This is a genomic window from Rossellomorea sp. SC111 (assembly GCF_024733565.1).
In the GTDB taxonomy this organism is placed as follows: Bacteria; Bacillota; Bacilli; order Bacillales; family Bacillaceae_B; genus Rossellomorea.
The window spans coordinates 130,836-148,932 of record NZ_JANIOC010000002.1; the positions used below are offsets into that span (position 1 = coordinate 130,836).

Annotated in this window: 20 protein-coding genes and 1 riboswitch; of the genes, 18 read left to right on the forward strand and 2 right to left on the reverse strand. The window is 42.1% G+C overall.

What is annotated here, in order from left to right; genetic code table 11:
- The first annotated feature begins 114 nt into the window (after positions 1-114).
- The 5 genes from speD (at position 115) to NQ095_RS02760 (ending at position 4,789) form a co-directional block, all read left to right on the forward strand.
- Positions 115-927 (forward strand): adenosylmethionine decarboxylase, encoded by an 813-nt coding sequence (speD, locus tag NQ095_RS02740; RefSeq protein WP_258261972.1) that lies wholly within the window; start codon positions 115-117, stop codon positions 925-927.
- Positions 928-1,067: 140 nt separating this feature from the next.
- Positions 1,068-1,865, forward strand: a complete 798-nt coding sequence (locus tag NQ095_RS02745) for a TIGR00266 family protein (protein ID WP_258261973.1) — start codon at positions 1,068-1,070, stop codon at positions 1,863-1,865.
- A gap of 181 nt (positions 1,866-2,046) precedes the next feature.
- The gene (locus NQ095_RS02750) at positions 2,047-3,141 is read left to right on the forward strand and encodes a PRK06851 family protein (protein WP_258261974.1); all 1,095 of its coding nucleotides are present in this window, start codon (positions 2,047-2,049) and stop codon (positions 3,139-3,141) included.
- Positions 3,142-3,405: 264 nt separating this feature from the next.
- Positions 3,406-4,158: an exodeoxyribonuclease III gene (locus NQ095_RS02755; RefSeq protein ID WP_258261975.1), complete on the forward strand. Its 753-nt coding sequence runs from the start codon at positions 3,406-3,408 to the stop codon at positions 4,156-4,158.
- Positions 4,159-4,201: 43 nt separating this feature from the next.
- The gene (locus NQ095_RS02760; RefSeq protein WP_258261976.1) at positions 4,202-4,789 is read left to right on the forward strand and encodes a branched-chain amino acid aminotransferase; all 588 of its coding nucleotides are present in this window, start codon (positions 4,202-4,204) and stop codon (positions 4,787-4,789) included.
- A 37-nt stretch (positions 4,790-4,826) separates the two neighbouring features.
- Here NQ095_RS02760 and NQ095_RS02765 read toward each other — a convergent pair whose 3' ends face one another.
- Positions 4,827-5,381 carry a hypothetical protein gene (locus tag NQ095_RS02765; RefSeq protein ID WP_258261977.1) on the reverse strand — a complete coding sequence of 185 codons (555 nt, stop codon included), beginning with the start codon at positions 5,379-5,381 and terminating at the stop codon, positions 4,827-4,829.
- A gap of 97 nt (positions 5,382-5,478) precedes the next feature.
- Here NQ095_RS02765 and NQ095_RS02770 point away from each other — a divergent pair, with 97 nt between their 5' ends.
- Positions 5,479-6,393, forward strand: coding sequence for a phosphatidate cytidylyltransferase (locus NQ095_RS02770; RefSeq protein ID WP_258261978.1), 915 nt, complete (start codon positions 5,479-5,481; stop codon positions 6,391-6,393).
- Between the two features lie 56 nt (positions 6,394-6,449).
- Here NQ095_RS02770 and NQ095_RS02775 read toward each other — a convergent pair whose 3' ends face one another.
- Positions 6,450-6,758 carry a hypothetical protein gene (locus tag NQ095_RS02775; protein ID WP_258261979.1) on the reverse strand — a complete coding sequence of 103 codons (309 nt, stop codon included), beginning with the start codon at positions 6,756-6,758 and terminating at the stop codon, positions 6,450-6,452.
- Between the two features lie 173 nt (positions 6,759-6,931).
- Here NQ095_RS02775 and NQ095_RS02780 point away from each other — a divergent pair, with 173 nt between their 5' ends.
- The 12 genes from NQ095_RS02780 to thiS all read left to right on the forward strand — a co-directional run bounded on the left by NQ095_RS02780 (position 6,932) and on the right by thiS (position 18,097).
- On the forward strand, positions 6,932-7,213 hold the full coding sequence (locus tag NQ095_RS02780; protein WP_258261980.1) for a DUF6509 family protein: 282 nt from the start codon (positions 6,932-6,934) through the stop codon (positions 7,211-7,213).
- Between the two features lie 198 nt (positions 7,214-7,411).
- Positions 7,412-9,940, forward strand: a complete 2,529-nt coding sequence (locus tag NQ095_RS02785) for a cyanophycinase (RefSeq protein WP_258261981.1) — start codon at positions 7,412-7,414, stop codon at positions 9,938-9,940.
- A gap of 158 nt (positions 9,941-10,098) precedes the next feature.
- Positions 10,099-10,296, forward strand: coding sequence for a hypothetical protein (locus NQ095_RS02790; protein WP_258261982.1), 198 nt, complete (start codon positions 10,099-10,101; stop codon positions 10,294-10,296).
- Between the two features lie 136 nt (positions 10,297-10,432).
- A complete protein-coding gene (locus NQ095_RS02795; protein ID WP_258262205.1) occupies positions 10,433-11,569 on the forward strand; it encodes a sensor histidine kinase in 1,137 nt (378 codons plus the stop codon).
- Positions 11,566-12,165, forward strand: a complete 600-nt coding sequence (locus tag NQ095_RS02800) for a response regulator (protein ID WP_258261983.1) — start codon at positions 11,566-11,568, stop codon at positions 12,163-12,165. Before NQ095_RS02795 ends, NQ095_RS02800 begins: the two co-directional genes overlap by 4 nt.
- Positions 12,166-12,430: 265 nt before the next feature.
- A riboswitch (TPP riboswitch) is annotated at positions 12,431-12,538 on the forward strand.
- A 118-nt stretch (positions 12,539-12,656) separates the two neighbouring features.
- Positions 12,657-13,364, forward strand: coding sequence for a thiaminase II (gene tenA, locus NQ095_RS02805; RefSeq protein ID WP_258261984.1), 708 nt, complete (start codon positions 12,657-12,659; stop codon positions 13,362-13,364).
- On the forward strand, positions 13,357-13,935 hold the full coding sequence (locus NQ095_RS02810) for an ECF transporter S component (protein ID WP_375162797.1): 579 nt from the start codon (positions 13,357-13,359) through the stop codon (positions 13,933-13,935). Before tenA ends, NQ095_RS02810 begins: the two co-directional genes overlap by 8 nt.
- 13 nt (positions 13,936-13,948) lie before the next feature.
- Positions 13,949-15,376, forward strand: a complete 1,428-nt coding sequence (locus NQ095_RS02815) for an ABC transporter ATP-binding protein (RefSeq protein ID WP_258261986.1) — start codon at positions 13,949-13,951, stop codon at positions 15,374-15,376.
- On the forward strand, positions 15,373-16,176 hold the full coding sequence (locus tag NQ095_RS02820) for an energy-coupling factor transporter transmembrane component T family protein (RefSeq protein ID WP_258261987.1): 804 nt from the start codon (positions 15,373-15,375) through the stop codon (positions 16,174-16,176). Before NQ095_RS02815 ends, NQ095_RS02820 begins: the two co-directional genes overlap by 4 nt.
- Entirely contained in the window at positions 16,166-16,807 is a 642-nt protein-coding gene (gene tenI, locus NQ095_RS02825) for a thiazole tautomerase TenI (protein WP_258261988.1), read from the forward strand. Before NQ095_RS02820 ends, tenI begins: the two co-directional genes overlap by 11 nt.
- Positions 16,791-17,903, forward strand: a complete 1,113-nt coding sequence (gene thiO / locus NQ095_RS02830; RefSeq protein ID WP_258261989.1) for a glycine oxidase ThiO — start codon at positions 16,791-16,793, stop codon at positions 17,901-17,903. Before tenI ends, thiO begins: the two co-directional genes overlap by 17 nt.
- Positions 17,894-18,097 carry a sulfur carrier protein ThiS gene (thiS, locus tag NQ095_RS02835; protein ID WP_258261990.1) on the forward strand — a complete coding sequence of 68 codons (204 nt, stop codon included), beginning with the start codon at positions 17,894-17,896 and terminating at the stop codon, positions 18,095-18,097. Before thiO ends, thiS begins: the two co-directional genes overlap by 10 nt.

Here is an 18,097-nt window from a genome sequence, read left to right on the forward strand (position 1 = left end):
TCAGTACCCATTCTACACCATTTTCAATCTGGTCTGCCTGTTTTAGTTTGAATGGCTGTGGGTAAGATAACTACATAGGATAGCTTCAACATTTACATAAAGGGGGAAAACGCAATGAAATTATCTCATGAAGAACGGATTCAACTGCATGAATTCAATAACTTAACGAAGTCGTTGAGTTTTAATATGTATGATATCTGTTATACAAAGACCCGTGAAGAAAGGGAAGCCTATATTGAATACATTGATGAGCAATACAACGCCGATAGACTGACGAAAATCCTCACCCACGTTTCCGATATTATCGGGGCACATGTACTGAACGTATCGAAACAGGACTATGTTCCCCAAGGTGCCAGTGTGACCATCCTGGTATCTGAAGGGCCGATCGTCGAAGTGCCGACGGAGCATTTTGATGAATCGCCCGGTCCATTGCCTTCAACTGTGACGATGCATCTTGATAAAAGTCATATTACGGTCCATACCTACCCGGAGTATCATCCACATGAAGGGATTTCTACATTCAGGGCAGACATCGATGTTTCTACATGCGGGGAAATTTCCCCCCTTAAGGCATTGAATTATTTAATTCACTCCTTCGACACAGATATCATGACAATGGATTATCGCGTGAGAGGATTCACCAGGGATATTAATGGAAGGAAACTATTCATCGACCATGACATCAATTCCATTCAGAATTACATTCCGGAAGAAATCAAGGATGAGTATGACATGATCGATGTAAATGTCTATCCTCAAAACATTTTTCATACAAAATGCAAATTGAAAGAGTTCGATTTAAACAATTATTTATTTGGTTATACAAAGGATAGACTGGAAGAGGATGAGGTCGATGAGATTACAGACAAACTAAAAATGGAAATGGATGAAATTTTTTACGGTAAGAACATTCCCCGAACGTAATAATTAAATTGAACCCCCTTCGTTGAGTGAAGGGGGTTTTCAGTATGAATTCTTATTATTATGAAAATGGGATTTGAGAAGGGAAATTCCTTCCTCTTGAAGAATAGGTAAATATGCGTGTAAATAGAGGAGGAAAAAGAATGAATTCACATGAAATTGAATACAAATTGCATGGGGATGATATGCAGTTTGTCGAGATAGAATTGGATCCGGGAGAAAGTGCAGTAGCCGAAGCTGGTGGCATGATGATGATGGAAGATGGTATCGGTATGGAAACGATCTTTGGCGACGGATCTCAGGGAAGCGGGAGTGGAGGGTTCCTCGGGAAGCTCGTTGGGGCAGGAAAACGTATAATAACCGGGGAAAGCTTATTCATGACCGTCTTCACCAATGACGGAATGGGAAAAAAGAATGTATCTTTCGCCGCTCCATATCCCGGAAAAATCATTCCTGTCGATTTAAGTGAACTAGGCGGTAAAGTGATTTGTCAAAAGGATGCCTTTCTTTGTGCGGCTAAGGGAGTCTCTGTCGGAATTGATTTTCAAAAGAAATTGGGAACCGGCTTCTTTGGTGGGGAAGGTTTCATTATGCAGAAGCTTGAAGGGGACGGTTTAGCCTTTCTTCATGCAGGTGGGACCATTTATAGAAGAGAGCTGCAGCCGGGGGAAGTGTTACGGGTGGATACTGGTTGTCTTGTAGCCATGACAAAAGAGGTGGACTATAATATCGAATATGTTGGCAAAATCAAATCGGCTTTCCTCGGTGGGGAAGGATTATTTTTTGCTACCGTTCGTGGTCCGGGTACCGTATGGATTCAATCCCTTCCTTTCAGTCGTCTGGCGGAAAGAATCTATGCAAATGCTCCAGGTGGCGGCCGTTCGACTGGTGAGGGGAGTATACTTGGTGGAATAGGGGATTTCCTGAACGGAGACGATTGATGTACGGATGAACGTAAAAAGAGCATTTCCACACAAGGAAATGCTCTTTTGCGTTCAAGCCGCCCGCACTTTTGATCCATCCAGCTCCAGCGGCTAGTGGCGCTTCCGCTTTAGGCGTGGGTATTCACCTATTTAGATTCCGCATCATATGTTTAAATAAATGATGTGAAAGGGTGATTTCATGACAGGAAAGATTCGTCATTATTATGCTGGAGGTAATACGGCAAAAGGATTTTACAGTCTATATGATTCAGTACTCGATGGGTTAGAGCGGGTATATATCTTAAAGGGTGGTCCTGGCACAGGGAAATCCTCATTAATGAAATCGATTGGAAAACGTTTTGAAGAAAACGGTTTAAACGTGGACTATTTACATTGTGCTTCCGATAATCAATCCATCGACGGTGTTCTCCTCCCTGAGTTCAGTGTAGGGATTGTGGATGGGACAGCTCCTCATATTATAGAACCAAAAGCACCAGGTGTGATTGAAGAGTATGTGAATTTAGGAGTGGCATGGGACCGTGATGAACTGTCCGGGCACAAGGAAGAAATTCTTGCCTTAAATGATAAAATTGCCTCACTCTTTCAGAAAGCTTACCGTACCTTCGCGTCATCCCTGAGTGCCCATGATGAGATTGAAGAAATCTACATTTCGAACATGGACTTCGCAAAAGCCAATGAATTAACAAACGAGTTAATTTCACTCTTTTTTGAAGATAACAGCCTTCCTAAATCGTCAACAGTCAAACATCGGTTCTTGGGTGCTGCTACTCCTGATGGGGCAGTTGACTACATTCAGAATTTAACGGAGGATGTTGGAAAGCGCTACTTCATCAAAGGGCGTGCAGGTTCAGGAAAGTCTACGATGTTAAAGAAAATTGCTTCTGCTGCAGAAGTGAAAGGCTTTGATGTAGAGGTCTATCATTGTGGATTTGACCCCAATAGTCTTGATATGTTGATCATCAGAGAAAAAGGGATCGCTATTTTCGATAGCACAGCACCCCATGAATATTATCCCGATCGTGAATCAGACGAAATCATCGATATGTATGAAAGGTGCATTACCGAGGGGACAGATGAAAAATATGCTGTCGATATCGAACGGACGACAAAAGCGTATAAGGATAAAATGAATGAAGCAATCTCATATCTTAAAGAAGCTAAGAAGCTTCGTGAACAACTCGAATCCATCTATGTCGGGGCCATGGACTTCTCAAAGGTGAATATGATTAGAGAAGAAATCTTTCAGGAAATAAGTGAGTATATAAAGAAGTAGTTTATTGAAGAAAGAACCATTCGTGGTGATCTTTCTTTCAAACATATAGATAAGAAAACGAGCATAAAAAATCATAGATGAACCTTCAAAACCATGCTCAGGCATGGTTTTTATTGTGCGATAATTCCGCTCAGTCAAATGAATTATATCGATATAATAAAAGAATTAACCATTCAGTATATTGATATAATGAATGGAAAAGCAGGTTTTATGTTAGGATAATAAAGGATGAAAGTTATGAATAAAGGAGTTAAATAGATTACTATGAAATTAGTATCATGGAATGTAAATGGAATTAGAGCCAGTGTGAAAAAAGGATTTTTAGATTATTTTCTTAGAGTGGATGCAGATGTTTTCTGCCTTCAGGAAACCAAGCTTCAAGAGGGGCAAATCTCCCTGGATTTAAAGGGCTACCACCAATATTGGAATTATGCGTTGCGGAAGGGGTATTCAGGAACGGCTGTTTTCACTAAAAAGAAACCTCTGGCAGTCTCGTATGGTTTCAATCAAGATCATATGGAACCTGAAGGGAGAATCATAACCTGTGAATATGATTCTTTTTACTTGGTGAATGTCTATACGCCTAATTCGAAAAGAGATCTTTCGAGGATCGAGGAACGACTTGAATGGGAGGATGTATTAAGGGAATATCTCGTTGGCTTGAATTTTCATAAACCGGTCATTCTATGCGGGGACTTAAATGTTGCGCATACGGAAATTGACCTTAAAAATGATAAGTCAAACCGTGGAAATTCAGGTTTCACCGATGAAGAAAGGGGGAAAATGAGTCTTCTGCTCCGGGAGGGCTTCGTGGATAGTTTTCGTTATCTATACCCCGATAAGGATGATGCCTTCAGTTGGTGGTCTTATATGAGTAAAGTACGTGAACGAAATATCGGTTGGAGGATTGATTATTTTATCGTCTCCGAACTATTGGCACCTTCCATAGCAAAAGCTGAAATTCACTCCGATATTCACGGCAGTGATCATTGTCCTGTATACTTGGAGTTGGAGTAGTACATAAAGGTAGTAAAGAAAGAAACCATATGGAGGGAATTGAATGTTACAGAAAAAAATACAGCAATATATCGATGAAACGAAAGGATCTGAAGTTCCTGTTCCTTTGTTTAAACAAGAGAGAGACTATGTGTTAACTCACGGTTTACTGGATGCTGACGAGGTTGCCACCCCGGAAGCCGATTCACGCTTTCTGGACGCATATATTGAGCGCTGTGATAAAGAAACCGAAGAACTGATTGGTGAAGAATCTGATGACTTTCTCAATCAGCCAATCACTTATTTGAAACAACACAAAAACGAGTTCATTTTCCTTGAATCCAAATGGTTCTCTATGATTGGAGTGGATGCCGTTTCTGTGGAAGTTGACGACGTATTTGGTACCTATGATGCGATGCTGGGGTTAAAACTGCAAAAGAAGTATCGGAGTCAGATAGAGAGTTATTTAGAAGAGTCTCTTGAAGGTGAATCTTCTTATGATCTGTTGTTCAATGGTGAAGATGGGTTGTGGGACTTGAATTTCACGTTGAATGACCACCGCGATTTTGATGAAAGCCAAACCATGCTTACGGTTTACGAGCTTATATATGATTTTCTATTCAACCTTCTTCAAGCTGTGGAAGAGTCCTAAAAGAACGATCCCCCTCGAACGAATCCGAGGGGGATTTTTATTTTGCCCATTTTTGTTTGACCGGCTCATAATCGAACAACTTTCCTTCATAGACCAGGTGGAAGTGGGGGTGCTTTCTGAAATCTTCCGGAGTGATCAGCGCAGGCAGCTTATCCCACAGTTTGATACCGGAACGTTGAAGAATCTCTGCTACGAACTGGGAACAAAAGTAGGAGTTGCTGAATTCGACGGGTTCATTCATGGATACACCGAACACCCCGAGAATATTATAGAGGAATTTTTTGCGGCTCCTTTTAAAAACGTTTAATACCCGCTTCATTTTCTCAATATCCCTATCCGTTACTTCTAATTGATAAATCACACAAGTGGTATGTGGATATTTGCTGTATGTTCCTTGAAAGATATCCTCTTTGACAAAACCTCCATTAATGGGGTTGTTAGGATGTTTCCGACCAAAGCTGTATAACTCAGTCAGTTCACGGTCGAAGGAAATGGACGCATGATTGTATGGGGCTTTCGTGTACTTTTTGATGGACTTTGTAAACAGGGTTCCCGTATCCGTCAGTAAAATAAAAATATATTTACTCTCCATAGCTCATTCCCTCTTTTAAAGTAGTAGAATTTCCCATATGCTTAATTATACAATAAATGCACCGTTAGAATATGGTCATTTGAGGAGGGTGAGGAAAATGGATTCGATCATTTGGACTTTATTTATTATTTTTATAGGGTTGGTCGTTGTCAACGTCTTGTTTTTGCAGATTAAAAGAAACCAAATGGAAAAAGACTTTTCCGGGATCTCCCTAAGGGTGAAAACCTGGTGGGGGATGTTTTTGGTATTTTGTATGGCGACTTTATTTAATCCCATCATATCTATGGTTTCGTTAATGGTTTTATGTTTCTTTTCCCTCAAAGAGTATTTCTCCATGATGAAGACACGGAAAGCCGACAGGAGGATTTTCTTATGGGCTTATGTATCGATCCCGATTCAGTTTTACTGGATATTTATAGGATGGTATGGCATGTTCATAGTATTTATTCCCGTTTATGTATTCCTACTACTTCCCCTGCCCCGGATTTTAGGAAAAGGGACACTGGGATTCCTTCGCTCCGTGAGCTCTACTCAATGGGGGATCATGCTGATGGTCTTTGGTTTAAGTCACCTCGCATATTACCAGATTGCGAGCCCTGAATATGGTTCTCATCTTGTTCTTTTCCTGGTCGTTCTAACCCAGGTGAGCGATATCGTTCAATTTGTTGTCTCCATGTATATCGGGAAGAAGAAGGTGGTGCCGACTTCCAATCCTTATATTACATGGGAAGGGTTTCTGTCGGCGATGGTGGTTACAACTGGAGTGTCGTATTTCTTGTATCCTTTTTTAACACCCCTTGACATTCGTTTTGGCATTCTGTCTGGACTTATCATCAGCATCAGTGGTTTTGTAGGAAGTTTGACAATATCCGTATTGAAGCGCGACCTTCTCATCGGTAATCAAGAAAGAGTGGCTGCGTTAAAAGAGAGCTACCTCAATCGTGTCGACAGCCTTGCTTATACTTCGCCGATCTTCTTTCACATCATTCGTTATTACTTTGATTTTATGTGAAGAAAGAAGAAGAAATAGGGACGGACCTTGTTCAAGGTCCGTCCCTCTATGTATATTTATCTTTTTTCTTTGGTCCGTTTATTGATTTCTTCTGTAACGACATGAGCCAGGTCATCATTTCCGAATAGGGATAGGACGCCGAGTATTGTGGAGTCTGGGATTTCTTCGGATTCTTCTTTAGTAACGGTCAAGTCGATTCCTTGCTTCAGGGCATGATTATCTCCTTGTTGGGGATAGGCCCTTTGATAAAGTTCAGCGGGATCGAGTTCGTGATTCACACACCATTGTGCAAATACAAGGATCATCATATGCTCGTCCTTCTGGTAATTTTGAATGATTTTTTCCTGCATTTCTTTAGAGTTCACTTCAAATCTCTCCTTAAACGATAGATCTAACATTATTATAGCGAAGTTTGCGAAGGAAGCCTATTCAAAACCCTTTTGGGTCAGATAGGGAATACATTTTTAAATGGGTGATGGAACGTGTATAATAGGAGGATGGACGTAAACTTGTTTGATATTGAAAGGAAGATAGATAAATGAATATTACTAATCATCATGTGGAAGAACTTAAAGACCCAACAGGTATTTTAAGCGGGGATCGATATGAAGTGATACTTGATATTGAAGTACCTGAAGACGATGAACTATATTCCGAACAGGGTATTTACATAAAAGCCATTTTTGTCCGGGACGAAAATGGAGCAAGGCTCGTACAATCTGCGATCATTGAAAGAAACACGGAGTCCTTCCTGGACTTTGAATTGGAAGAAGACGAAGAGAGGCTCCTTCTTGCTTACTGCGAGGAACATATTGCGTAAAGTGTATCGAAAGCATCATCCCCTTCATTTCTGAAGAAAGGGGATGGTGCTTTTTGTTATTGGGTAAAGTCTTGGTCACCAGAAAAATCCAATTAGAACCCATTCTTGCATTTTTAACTGATAATTCGGAGATTTCAGAGTTGGCATGAAATTTGCATGTTACCTTTATGAAAGAATGATTGGAAGGGAGAATGGTTGATGATTGGTTATTGGGGGAAAGTGAAGAAAGGAATCGTTGTATTGAGTGTTTTGGCTGTGATCGGCAGTATGGCTACTACTGGAATCATGGCCAAAAAGAATGAAAAGAACATTAAAGGGAACCTGATGATTGTCGGAGGGGCATTGGGGAGCAGTAACTCGGATGTGTATGAAAAGTTCATTGAATTATCCGGAGGAATGAAGGAAGCTAAAATAGGGATCATTCCATCCGCTTCCGGTTCTATGAAATCTTCCGTTCAATTCAAAGAAGATTTGATCTCATATGGAGTGGATGAAAAATCCATTGAAATCCTTCCTTTTTCTTCTCATGATTTCAAAGGGACAGAAGAGGATGAAAGTAAATGGAAGAAAAACGCTGAAAATCATCACATCACCAAAAGGATAAAAAAACTCACAGGTATTTGGTTTGTGGGTGGTGATCAGCTGAAAATCACCGATACATTGATGAAAGAGAATGGGGAAAGGACAAAAGCACTGGAAGAAATATGGGGGATTTACCGGAAAGGTGCCTTACTTGGCGGGACAAGCGCCGGAGCCGCCATCATGAGTGACGTGATGATAACGGGTGGAGACAGCTTAGGGGGCCTCCGTCAGGAATTTACAACAGAGGACGTTTCTAATCCGGAAGGCGAATATGCACCAGTTTATATTGAGAAGGGACTGGGATTCTTTCAATGGGGCATTGTCGATCAACATTTCAATGAACGCTCACGCCTTGGCAGGTTAGCCGCCACGGCCTTACGTTACAAAACAGCTGATGAATTAGCCTATGGAATCGATGAGGATACGGCGATGGTTGTGAACAATCAGGAAGAGACTATTTCCGTATTGGGCAGAACCAATGTGACCATTGTAGATGTTTCAGGCTCCACTACAACCGAAAACGGGATTCGTGATGTTGATATCAGTTATCTCTCCCCGGGTGATAAGCTACAGGTGAAAACGAAAGAATTCACCATAGCTGAGGATAAGCTTGAAACAAAGGACTATGAATATTACAACTTTAAACCTCTGCAGGCTACCGGGGTGTTATCGTCTTATGGGACATTGCCGCACTATCTTTCTTATTCTTTGGTAGACAATGAAGCGGTAGAAGAAGTATCCAGCTATCTTTATGATAGTAAAGGAAATGGTTTTGAGCTTACATTCAAACAAACGGATGAAACGAATGGCTACTGGGGTTATCAGGATGGTCAAAAAGATTCCTACTCCATCTTGCATGTGAAAATGGATGTATCTCCTGTGAAAGTCAACCTTAGTGGGAAAGATCGGCTGAAACATGACTTTAAGGAATCTACACTCGACGTTCCCAAGAGTTCTTTTGATCCTGAAACCAAAGGGAGCTTGGTGATCGTCGGTGGGGCTTTAGGAAGCAGCAATGTAGAGATTTATAACGAATTCATTAAACGTGCCGGTGAAAATGGAAAAATCGGGATTGTCCCGGCAGCAAGCTCCAGTTTAAAGTCTTCACATGCTTTTAAAGAGGATTTGACCTCATATGGCATGTTGGCGGAAAACATCGATATCCTTCCTATATCCAATCATGACTTTAAAGGGACGGAAGAAAATGAAGAAGATTGGATTGACAATAAGAATGATCCTGGTCTTGCAAAACGGATCCTGGAGTATGATGGGATCTGGTTTGTGGGAGGCGATCAAACGAATATCACACAATCTTTATTGAACGAAGACGGAACAAAATCACAGGCGCTCAGCAGTGTGTGGGAAATATACCGAAATGGAGCGGTCCTTGGTGGTACAAGTGCAGGAGCCGCCATCATGAGTGATGTGATGATTGCAGGCGGTGGAAGCTACGACACACTTTCAAAGGGATTTACGGAAATCTATGATGGCATGTCCCAGCAAGAAGGCGGCCCCGGGTACCTTGAGAAGGGTCTTGGCTTCTTCCCATATGGCATCGTTGACCAGCACTTTGATAAAAAAGCACGATTGGGCCGGCTGATTGCAACGACAGCAGTCTATGGAAAAGAAAATGAGTTATCTTATGGAATCGATGAGGACACTGCATTGATCTTGGATAACGTATCCAAGACGGTTGAAGTAAAAGGAAGAGGCGGTGTATCACTAGTCGATTTAAGTCAGTCAGATCTGTCACCATTTACTCATACGTATAAAGATATCCGTTTATCGTGGATCACATCAGGTGATCAATACAATGTTGAATCGAAAGAATTCTTAATCAGCGACCACAAAATGTCGACAAAAGACTATGAATACTATGAATATAACGCGGTGCCACATACGGGAGTATTAACTCCACATCCTGCACTTGCAAACTACTTAAGCTACAGCCTGATTGATAATGTTGGTCAGGATGAAGTGAAAAGTTTTAGCTTTTCACAAGGTGAAGGATTTCAGCTTACCTTCAGAAAAGGAAATCAGACAGAAGGTTTCTGGGGGTACCGGGACGGGAACAAGGATGATTATTCATTCCTCGAGGTTGAGATGGATATTGATCTCGTATCAGTCACGATTGAAGACAACTAACATGGAAAAACAGCTTGGGCGAAATTTGCCCGGGCTGTTTCGTTATTCTATGATTAATATGACATTTGAACTGTATTTATATCATATAGCATCTGATATACTTGTGATAACAAAGTGCTAGCAGTTGATATCATATTGATAGAGTGGGAGGGCGAACCTTGTCAGATCAAGGGAGAATGCAACTTAATGTAAGGGTTGATAAAGAAACGTCAGAGAAATTGGATGAAATTGTAGAATACTATCAGAAGAATACAAAAATTGGCAGGGTCTATAAAGGTGACGTCTTAACTGACATCATCCACAAATCCTATGAGGTCATGGAGAAGCAAAAAAGAATTCAAAACCGAAAATACTAGTATTCCCCACAGGATGAAGACACCTCTGGAGATAAATAAATCCTCATAGGCTATATGTGAAAATCAGGTCCATGTATGTCATAATATAGGAGACATATTCAAAACATTGAAAGCAAAAGAGGTATTCAGCGTGCAAATGCCGAAAAAATTCATCAACAACCAAAGAGGTTCAGGTATTTCTCCATACATATGGAGCATTATCAGCATTCTGCCATTTTACTTTATCTTTCAGTCTTCTTCTACGATTGAAATTGCGGTAGGGATATTCCTGACCATTACATTTTTTATTTCTTTACGTTTTGCATTTATCTCGAAGGATTGGCCGGTTTATTTATGGACATCGATATTGATTGCGATTTCCATCACCATGACCATCCAGTTTAATTTTATTTATTTTGCCTTTTACATTGCTTACTATAACGGGAATATAAAAAACCGGGTTGCATTTTTGACCCTTTACATCATTCATCTTGTACTGACGACGGCATCGATCAATTATAACTTCGTTCTGCAGGATGAATTATTCCTTTCCCAGTTTCCTTTCATTCTGATTATCTGGATCAGTGTCATCCTGCTACCATTCAATATTTATAATCGGAATAAACAGGTTCAGCTGGAAGATCAGTTGGAAGATGCTAATAAACGAATATCGGACCTTGTCAAACAGGAAGAACGTCAGAGGATTGCCAGGGATCTGCACGATACACTTGGTCAAAAGCTCTCGTTGATCGGACTGAAAAGTGACCTTGCCAGAAAATTGGTATACAAGGACCCTGAGCAGGCAAGAAGTGAATTACAGGATGTCCAGCAAACGGCAAGAACCGCATTAAGTGAGGTCAGGACGATGGTCTCCCAGATGAGGGGTATTCGTTTGAAGGATGAAATCGTCAGGATCAAGCAGCTCTTGAAGGCAGCTGAAATCGAATTCCTCATGATTGACGAAACCGCCCTTCCTCAAACCTCACTCTTTTTGGAAAATATCTTAAGCATGTGCTTGAAAGAGGCCGTGACCAATGTGGTGAAACATAGCAAGGCTTCCACCTGTGAATTGATCATTGAGGAAACGGATAAAGAGATGACCATTGTGGTGAAGGATGATGGTGTGGGTATCGGGAGTGATTACACACAGTCCAAAGGCAGTGGTCTGATCGGGATGAGAGAGCGGTTGGAATTCGTCAACGGAAGCCTTGATATTGTATCGGTGGATGGTACCACCTTGATCATGCGGGTTCCGAAAGTAATCAAGCAGACAGACAGGGAGGGAATGGAATGATTCGTATTGTGATTGCGGAAGATCAGCGGATGCTGTTGGGCGCATTGGGGTCCCTATTGAGCCTGGAAGATGATATGGAAGTGGTAGGAAAAGCAGGCAATGGAGAAGAAGCCATTTCCCTCGTTCATGAACTGAAGCCGGATATTTGTATCATGGATATAGAAATGCCTGAAAAGACCGGACTTGAAGCAGCAGAGGAATTAAAAGGGGATGACTGTAAGGTGATCATCCTTACAACCTTTGCCAGATCAGGATACTTTCAGCGGGCATTAAAGGGTGGGGTGAAGGGATATTTGTTGAAGGACAGTCCCAGTGAGGAACTGGCGAACTCTATCCGTCTTGTGATGGACGGTAAGCGTATCTATGCACCGGAACTGATGGATGATGTATACAGCGAAGAAAATCCCCTCACAGACCGTGAAAAAGAAGTACTCGAGCTCGTTGCCGATGGGAAGAACACAAAGGAAATCGCCGATGAACTAAAGCTTAAAACAGGTACTGTCAGGAACTATATCTCCACCATACTCGACAAGCTGGAAGTGAAAAACCGAATCGAAGCCATCACACAATCCAAAGAAAAAGGATGGTTTAAATAAAACGAGGGACGGACCTTTTCGAAGGTCCGTCCCTCGTTTTATAATATTGCATGGAATCGAATGTTTATTCGATTAGATAGAATGATAAAAATGAACTGATGAAATTAAGACAAAAAAATATTTCTTGATATGAACACCGCTCCACCTTTTGCTGTCACTGAATCGACAGCCATATGGAAACCGATTAAAAATCATGATATTGTTTTTTTGTGTTGACAACTCAATGAATCATGATACGATAACATCGAAAACAAAATTTCATAAGACGATCCACTAGGGGTGCCTTCTAAAAGGCTGAGATTAAAGTGCGACTTTAAGACCCTTTGAACCTGATCTGGTTGAGACCAGCGTAGGGAAGTGGTGTTTGACGGTCGCAAAGAATACAATTCTATTATTCTGATCTCAAGCCACTTTCTGTATGCTGTATGCATAATGGAAAGTGGCTTTTTTTGTTGCCCATTTCGGGTCGTCTGGAAAAGGAGTAGGAAATCATGACATTTTCAAGCGTATTACGAAACGAAGTCAACGACATTTGGGAGGCGAGCTTCCATCACCCTTTCGTCAAAGGGATCGGGGATGGAACGCTCCCCATCGAGAAGTTCAAGTACTACCTCTTGCAAGATGCCTATTACCTTTCACATTTCTCGAAGGTGCAGGCGCTTGGTGCATCCAAAGCATTGGATTTACATACGACATCACGAATGGCATCGCATGCTGTAGGAACCAATGAAGCAGAGCTTTCACTTCATGAAAATTTCTCCGAACGATTAGGCATCACGAAAGAGGAAAAAAAGAATTTCAGACCTGCCCCTACAGCATATGCCTATACATCGCATATGTATCGTTCGGCGCGTTATGGGGGATTAGCTGATATCCTGGCGGCGATCCTTCCGTGCTACTGGCTTTATTACGAGGTAGGAGAACGCTTGAGATCATGCACGCCTGCGGAACCGGTTTATGAGGAATGGATTAAGGCCTACGGAGGGGAATGGTTCAAGAAGTTAGTAGAAGAACAAATCAATCGGCTTGATGAACTGGCAGAGACCATGACTGAATGGGATAAAGAAAGAATGAAAGATAATTTTATACTGAGCAGCATTTACGAATTGCAGTTTTGGGAGATGGCTTACACCCTTGAAAAGTGGCCGTTCCAGCATGCCCTGGATGCCGGTAAGGAAATGAGTGGACAACATGTCTAAATTAAAACTGACGGACATTTTAGTGACAGTGGTCATTTCCATCATGTTCGGTGTCATCTATAAGCTTTGGGGGCCGTTTTATAACATGTTGAAACCAATCGGATTGCATGCGGATCAATTTATCTATGGAATGTGGTTCATGGCTGCCACAGTAGCATTCTTGATTATCCGGAAACCGGGTGTCGCCCTTTTAGCAGAAATCGCCGCTTCTTCAGGAGAGTTTCTGATGGGATCTGAATGGGGACTTGAGGTCCTTTTATTCGGTGTTATTCAAGGAGTGATGGCAGAATTGATTTTAATGCTGACGAGATATAGACGCTATAATCTTTCGGTTATATGTTTTGCAGCGGTAGGGTCAGCATGTGGCTCCATCTTCATGGATTACTTGAAAGGGTATATGGGGGATTTGGTCTTTTGGAATCTGTCATTATTTGTCGTTGCGAGATTACTGGGGTCCATTGTCATCGCAGGTGCAGGTTCATTTTATTTGGTCAGGGCGCTCGAGAAGACCGGAGTCACAAGCCTCGTCAGACGTGCCAGTCAGGATGATTACGATATATTGAACCATTAAAGGGGTGATGATTATGCATGTCGAAGACCTTCGACTTACATTTCCCGGATCGGAAAAACGGATGTTTAATGATGTCAGTCTGTCAATCAATGAAGGGGAGAAGGTATTGCTATTGGGTCCATCAGGATGTGGTAAATCAACACTTCTCCATGTTTTATCAGGGGTGATCCCCCGGTCTGTGGATGTTCCCATGAGAGCTGAAAGCATAGATGTATCTGATTCCTTTGGCTATGTATTTCAAGATCCGGACTCGCAATTTTGTATGCCCTTCGTGGATGAAGAATTGGCCTTTGTGCTGGAGAATTTACGTACTCCCCGTGAAGAGATGAAAGGGGAAATACGACGGCTGTTATCGGAGGTGGGACTGGAACTTGATGATCCCCATACGGAAATCTCAACATTATCAGGAGGCATGAAGCAGAAATTGGCCATTGCTTCTGCGCTTGCCTTGAGACCCGATACTTTGTTCCTGGACGAACCGACTTCATTATTGGATGAGGGAAGTACAAAGTCTGTCTGGAAAACACTCAAAGAAATCTGTTTAGATAAAACCCTGGTGATTGTAGAGCATAAACTTGATCACGTACTTAACATAATCGATCGAATCATTCTTTTCGATTCAAATGGAACCATTATGGCGGATGGAGCGAAAGAGTGGATCCTGAAACATTACAAAGAAACGTTGAAGACCTTGGGTGTCTGGTACCCGGGAGCGTGGGAGGAATATCTGTCATCCCGTCAAATGAGGGAGATTCCCTCGTTCGGGCCTGTGATTGCAAGAATGGAGCACTTCAAAGGCTTTATTCAAAAAAATGAGAAGATTCATCTTCCACATGCTTCGATTCGTAAAGGGGAATGGATTGCCATTACAGGTAGGAATGGTGCTGGAAAGTCAACGTTACTGCACAGTCTAATGAAATTCATTTATACAAGCGGGACGTACGAAATAAACGGAATACAGATGAAAGGGAAAAAGATTCCCCAAGAGTGTGCGTTTGTGTTTCAAAATCCCGAATTACAGTTTGTCACTCATACCGTTTATGACGAATCAGCCTATAGTTACCGGCTAAAGAACTTGAACGAAGAAAGTGTGGAAAGAAATGTTCATGAGCTACTACAGCGATTCAACCTTTGTTCTTTTAAGGAACATCATCCTTATTCTTTATCCCTGGGTCAAAAACGCAGATTAAGTGTTGCAGCATCCATCGTTCCCAAAAAGGAGATTCTGTTATTAGATGAACCAACCTTCGGACAGGACGCTCATAATACGTTCGAACTGATCGAAATGCTTCTAGAGTTACAGCGTGAAGGCGTAACCATATTGATGGTGACTCATGATGTTAGTATCATCCAACACTTCGCAACCAGGATATGGACAATTGAAAAAGGAAGACTGGTTCAAGATGTGGATGTAGAAGTAGTGAGGAGTGAAGCATTATGAATATGGAAATCGTTCATAAACACACGTGGCTCAATCACATTAACCCGAGTATGAAATTGATCGTGATGATCACACTTTTTCTATTTTTACTATTCGTTCATTACCTTAACTGGTTATTGTATTTGACCTTGTTTGCTTTACTCTTATTGTGGTCATTCTCCGGATATTCAAGGAGGTTAGTGCTATTGATGACCCTGCCATTTTTCCTTGTCTTTCTTTCTACGGCATCCTCGATGATCATGTTTGGGAAAGGAGAGACGACGTGGCTTACTTGGGGGATGATCCAAGTGACAGAGGAGAGCTTTTATAGGGGGGTTCATATTGGATTGAGGGCATTCCTATTCGCCGTTTTAGGACTCTTATTTGCCCTGACGACGAGACCGGTCCTGCTGTTTTATTCCCTGATGCAGCAATTTGGCCTTAAGCCGAAGTATGCTTATAGTTTTATGGCAGGGATAAGGCTGATCCCCATCATGATGGAAGAATTCACTACCATTCGGAATGCACGGAAAGTCAGGGGTACACGGGCACGAAAAGGCATTAAGAGACTAATCCATATCATACAGTCCTATTCCATTCCCCTACTCGCACAAAGTATCAGGAGGGCTCACAGAATTGCAGTTGCCATGGAAACAAAAGGATTTGAGGGTGATGGAGAGAGAACCTACTTCTACAAAATCGGATTTTCTAAATTTGATGGCTATTTTATCGGGAGCATCATCCTCATGATTTCTGTAAGTTACGTCCTTTCTAATTATCTACCAATATTTCCGACGGGAGATGTTCGTTATGGAAATTGAAAACAGAAGACGACTACATGTCATTTCCACTGGTCAGCAATCAAGGGAAGAATTGGTGAAAATCTCAAAAATTATTCACCCCTATATCGATATTCTTCATATTCGTGAAAAAAGCTGGACAGGTGCGGAATTGATTAAAACCGTTGATGAATTATTGGCTGCTGGTATTCCGATAAGGAAACTGTGCATCAATGACCGTGCAGACATCGCTTGTATGAAACAGGTGAGAGGAGTACAGCTGGGACATCATAGTGCTCCTGTTCGCATAGTGAAGGAAAGCTTTCCATCTTTGCACATCGGATCTTCGGTGCACAGCATGCAGCAAGCACTTCTTGCATATGAACAAGGGGCAGATTTCCTTCTGTATGGGAATGTATATGAAACAATGTCGAAACCCGGGAAACAAGGAACAGGGATTGCCAATTTGAAAGACATTGTTATGAACATTCCCCTCCCCATTATCGCCATAGGGGGCATTACACCCGGACGGGTTGAAGACATTGTGAGAACGGGTGCAAAGGGTATAGCAGTATTGTCAGGTATCTTCCTTTCTGAAGACCCTCTTGAAGCGGCAAGGGCTTATTATGAGGAAATCCATAAGGAGGTGAAACAGCTTGGCGAAACCATATGATGTGTTGATCGTAGGGGGAGGTGTGATCGGCTGCTCCATTCTGTATCAGCTTTCCAAACGAGGAAAAAAAGGATTACTGATTGAGAAGAATCAATTGGCATCCAGAGCCTCAAAAGCTGCAGCGGGAATGCTCGGGGTCCATACAGAGCTAGATGGGGGAAGCCCCTTCTATCGCTTGGCAAAGAACAGCCGGAATATGTACCCTGTCCTTGCACAGGAATTAAAAGAACTAACCGGTACGGATATAGAATATGAAGAAAATGGAATGGTCAAATTAGCAAGGACAGAGAAAGAGGCAAAGAATTTAATAAGTGCTGCTTCGACAATGGATCAGGATGAAGGGGTTGAATGGCTATCCTCTCTAAAACTTTCAACCTTCGAACCTTATCTTTCTAAGCAGGCGACAGGCGGTTTGTTCATTCCAGGTGATGGGAATGTGTCGGCACCAAAGCTGACAGAAGCTTTAGGGCTCGCGTCAGTCAGATTGGGGGCTGAAGTCATGGAGTATACGGATGTCTATGACTTCATCGTTGAAGGAAGCAGGGTATCGGGAGTCAACACGTCCCTCGGTCCCTATTATGCATCTGAAATAGTCGTGGCCGGCGGTGCTTGGAGTCAATCTCTGTTGGAGAGAATCGGAGTGACACTTCACTCTTTTCCTGTAAAAGGGGAATGCTTTTCGGTGAAATGTTCCCGGAAATTGGTGGAGAGGACCATTTTCACTGAAGGGTGCTACATTGTTCCAAAGGTGGGGGGGCGATATTTAATAGGAGCTACAGAACACGCTCATACCTTTGATGAAACCATTTCCGTTAGCGGGATGATGAGTTTAATGAAGAAAGCTACAGATGTTTTACCAGACTTGATTCATGCCGAGTGGGAAAAAGCATGGTCAGGTATACGGCCACAAACACAGGGAGGACTTCCAATCATCGGAAGGAGCGAAAGGTGGGAAGGGCTTTCCATTTCAACGGGCCACTACCGGAATGGAATTCTCCTTGCTCCCATAACAGGGGTCATGATGGCAGACCTGTTGGAAGGCAAGGAGAACCGAGTACTACATTCACACGTGGGGAGTTTTAGCAAGTGGAATTAAGGATAAATGGGCAGCTGGTGACAGTACCAGAGACAATCATGACGATAGACGATCTTGTACACCATTTCAAATTGAAGAATCGTACGATTATGGTCGAACATAATCACATCATTTTACGGGCATACGATCATGAAAAAGCTACAGTTGAAAATGGAGATACCATTGAATTGGTACAATTTGTAGGAGGCGGTTGA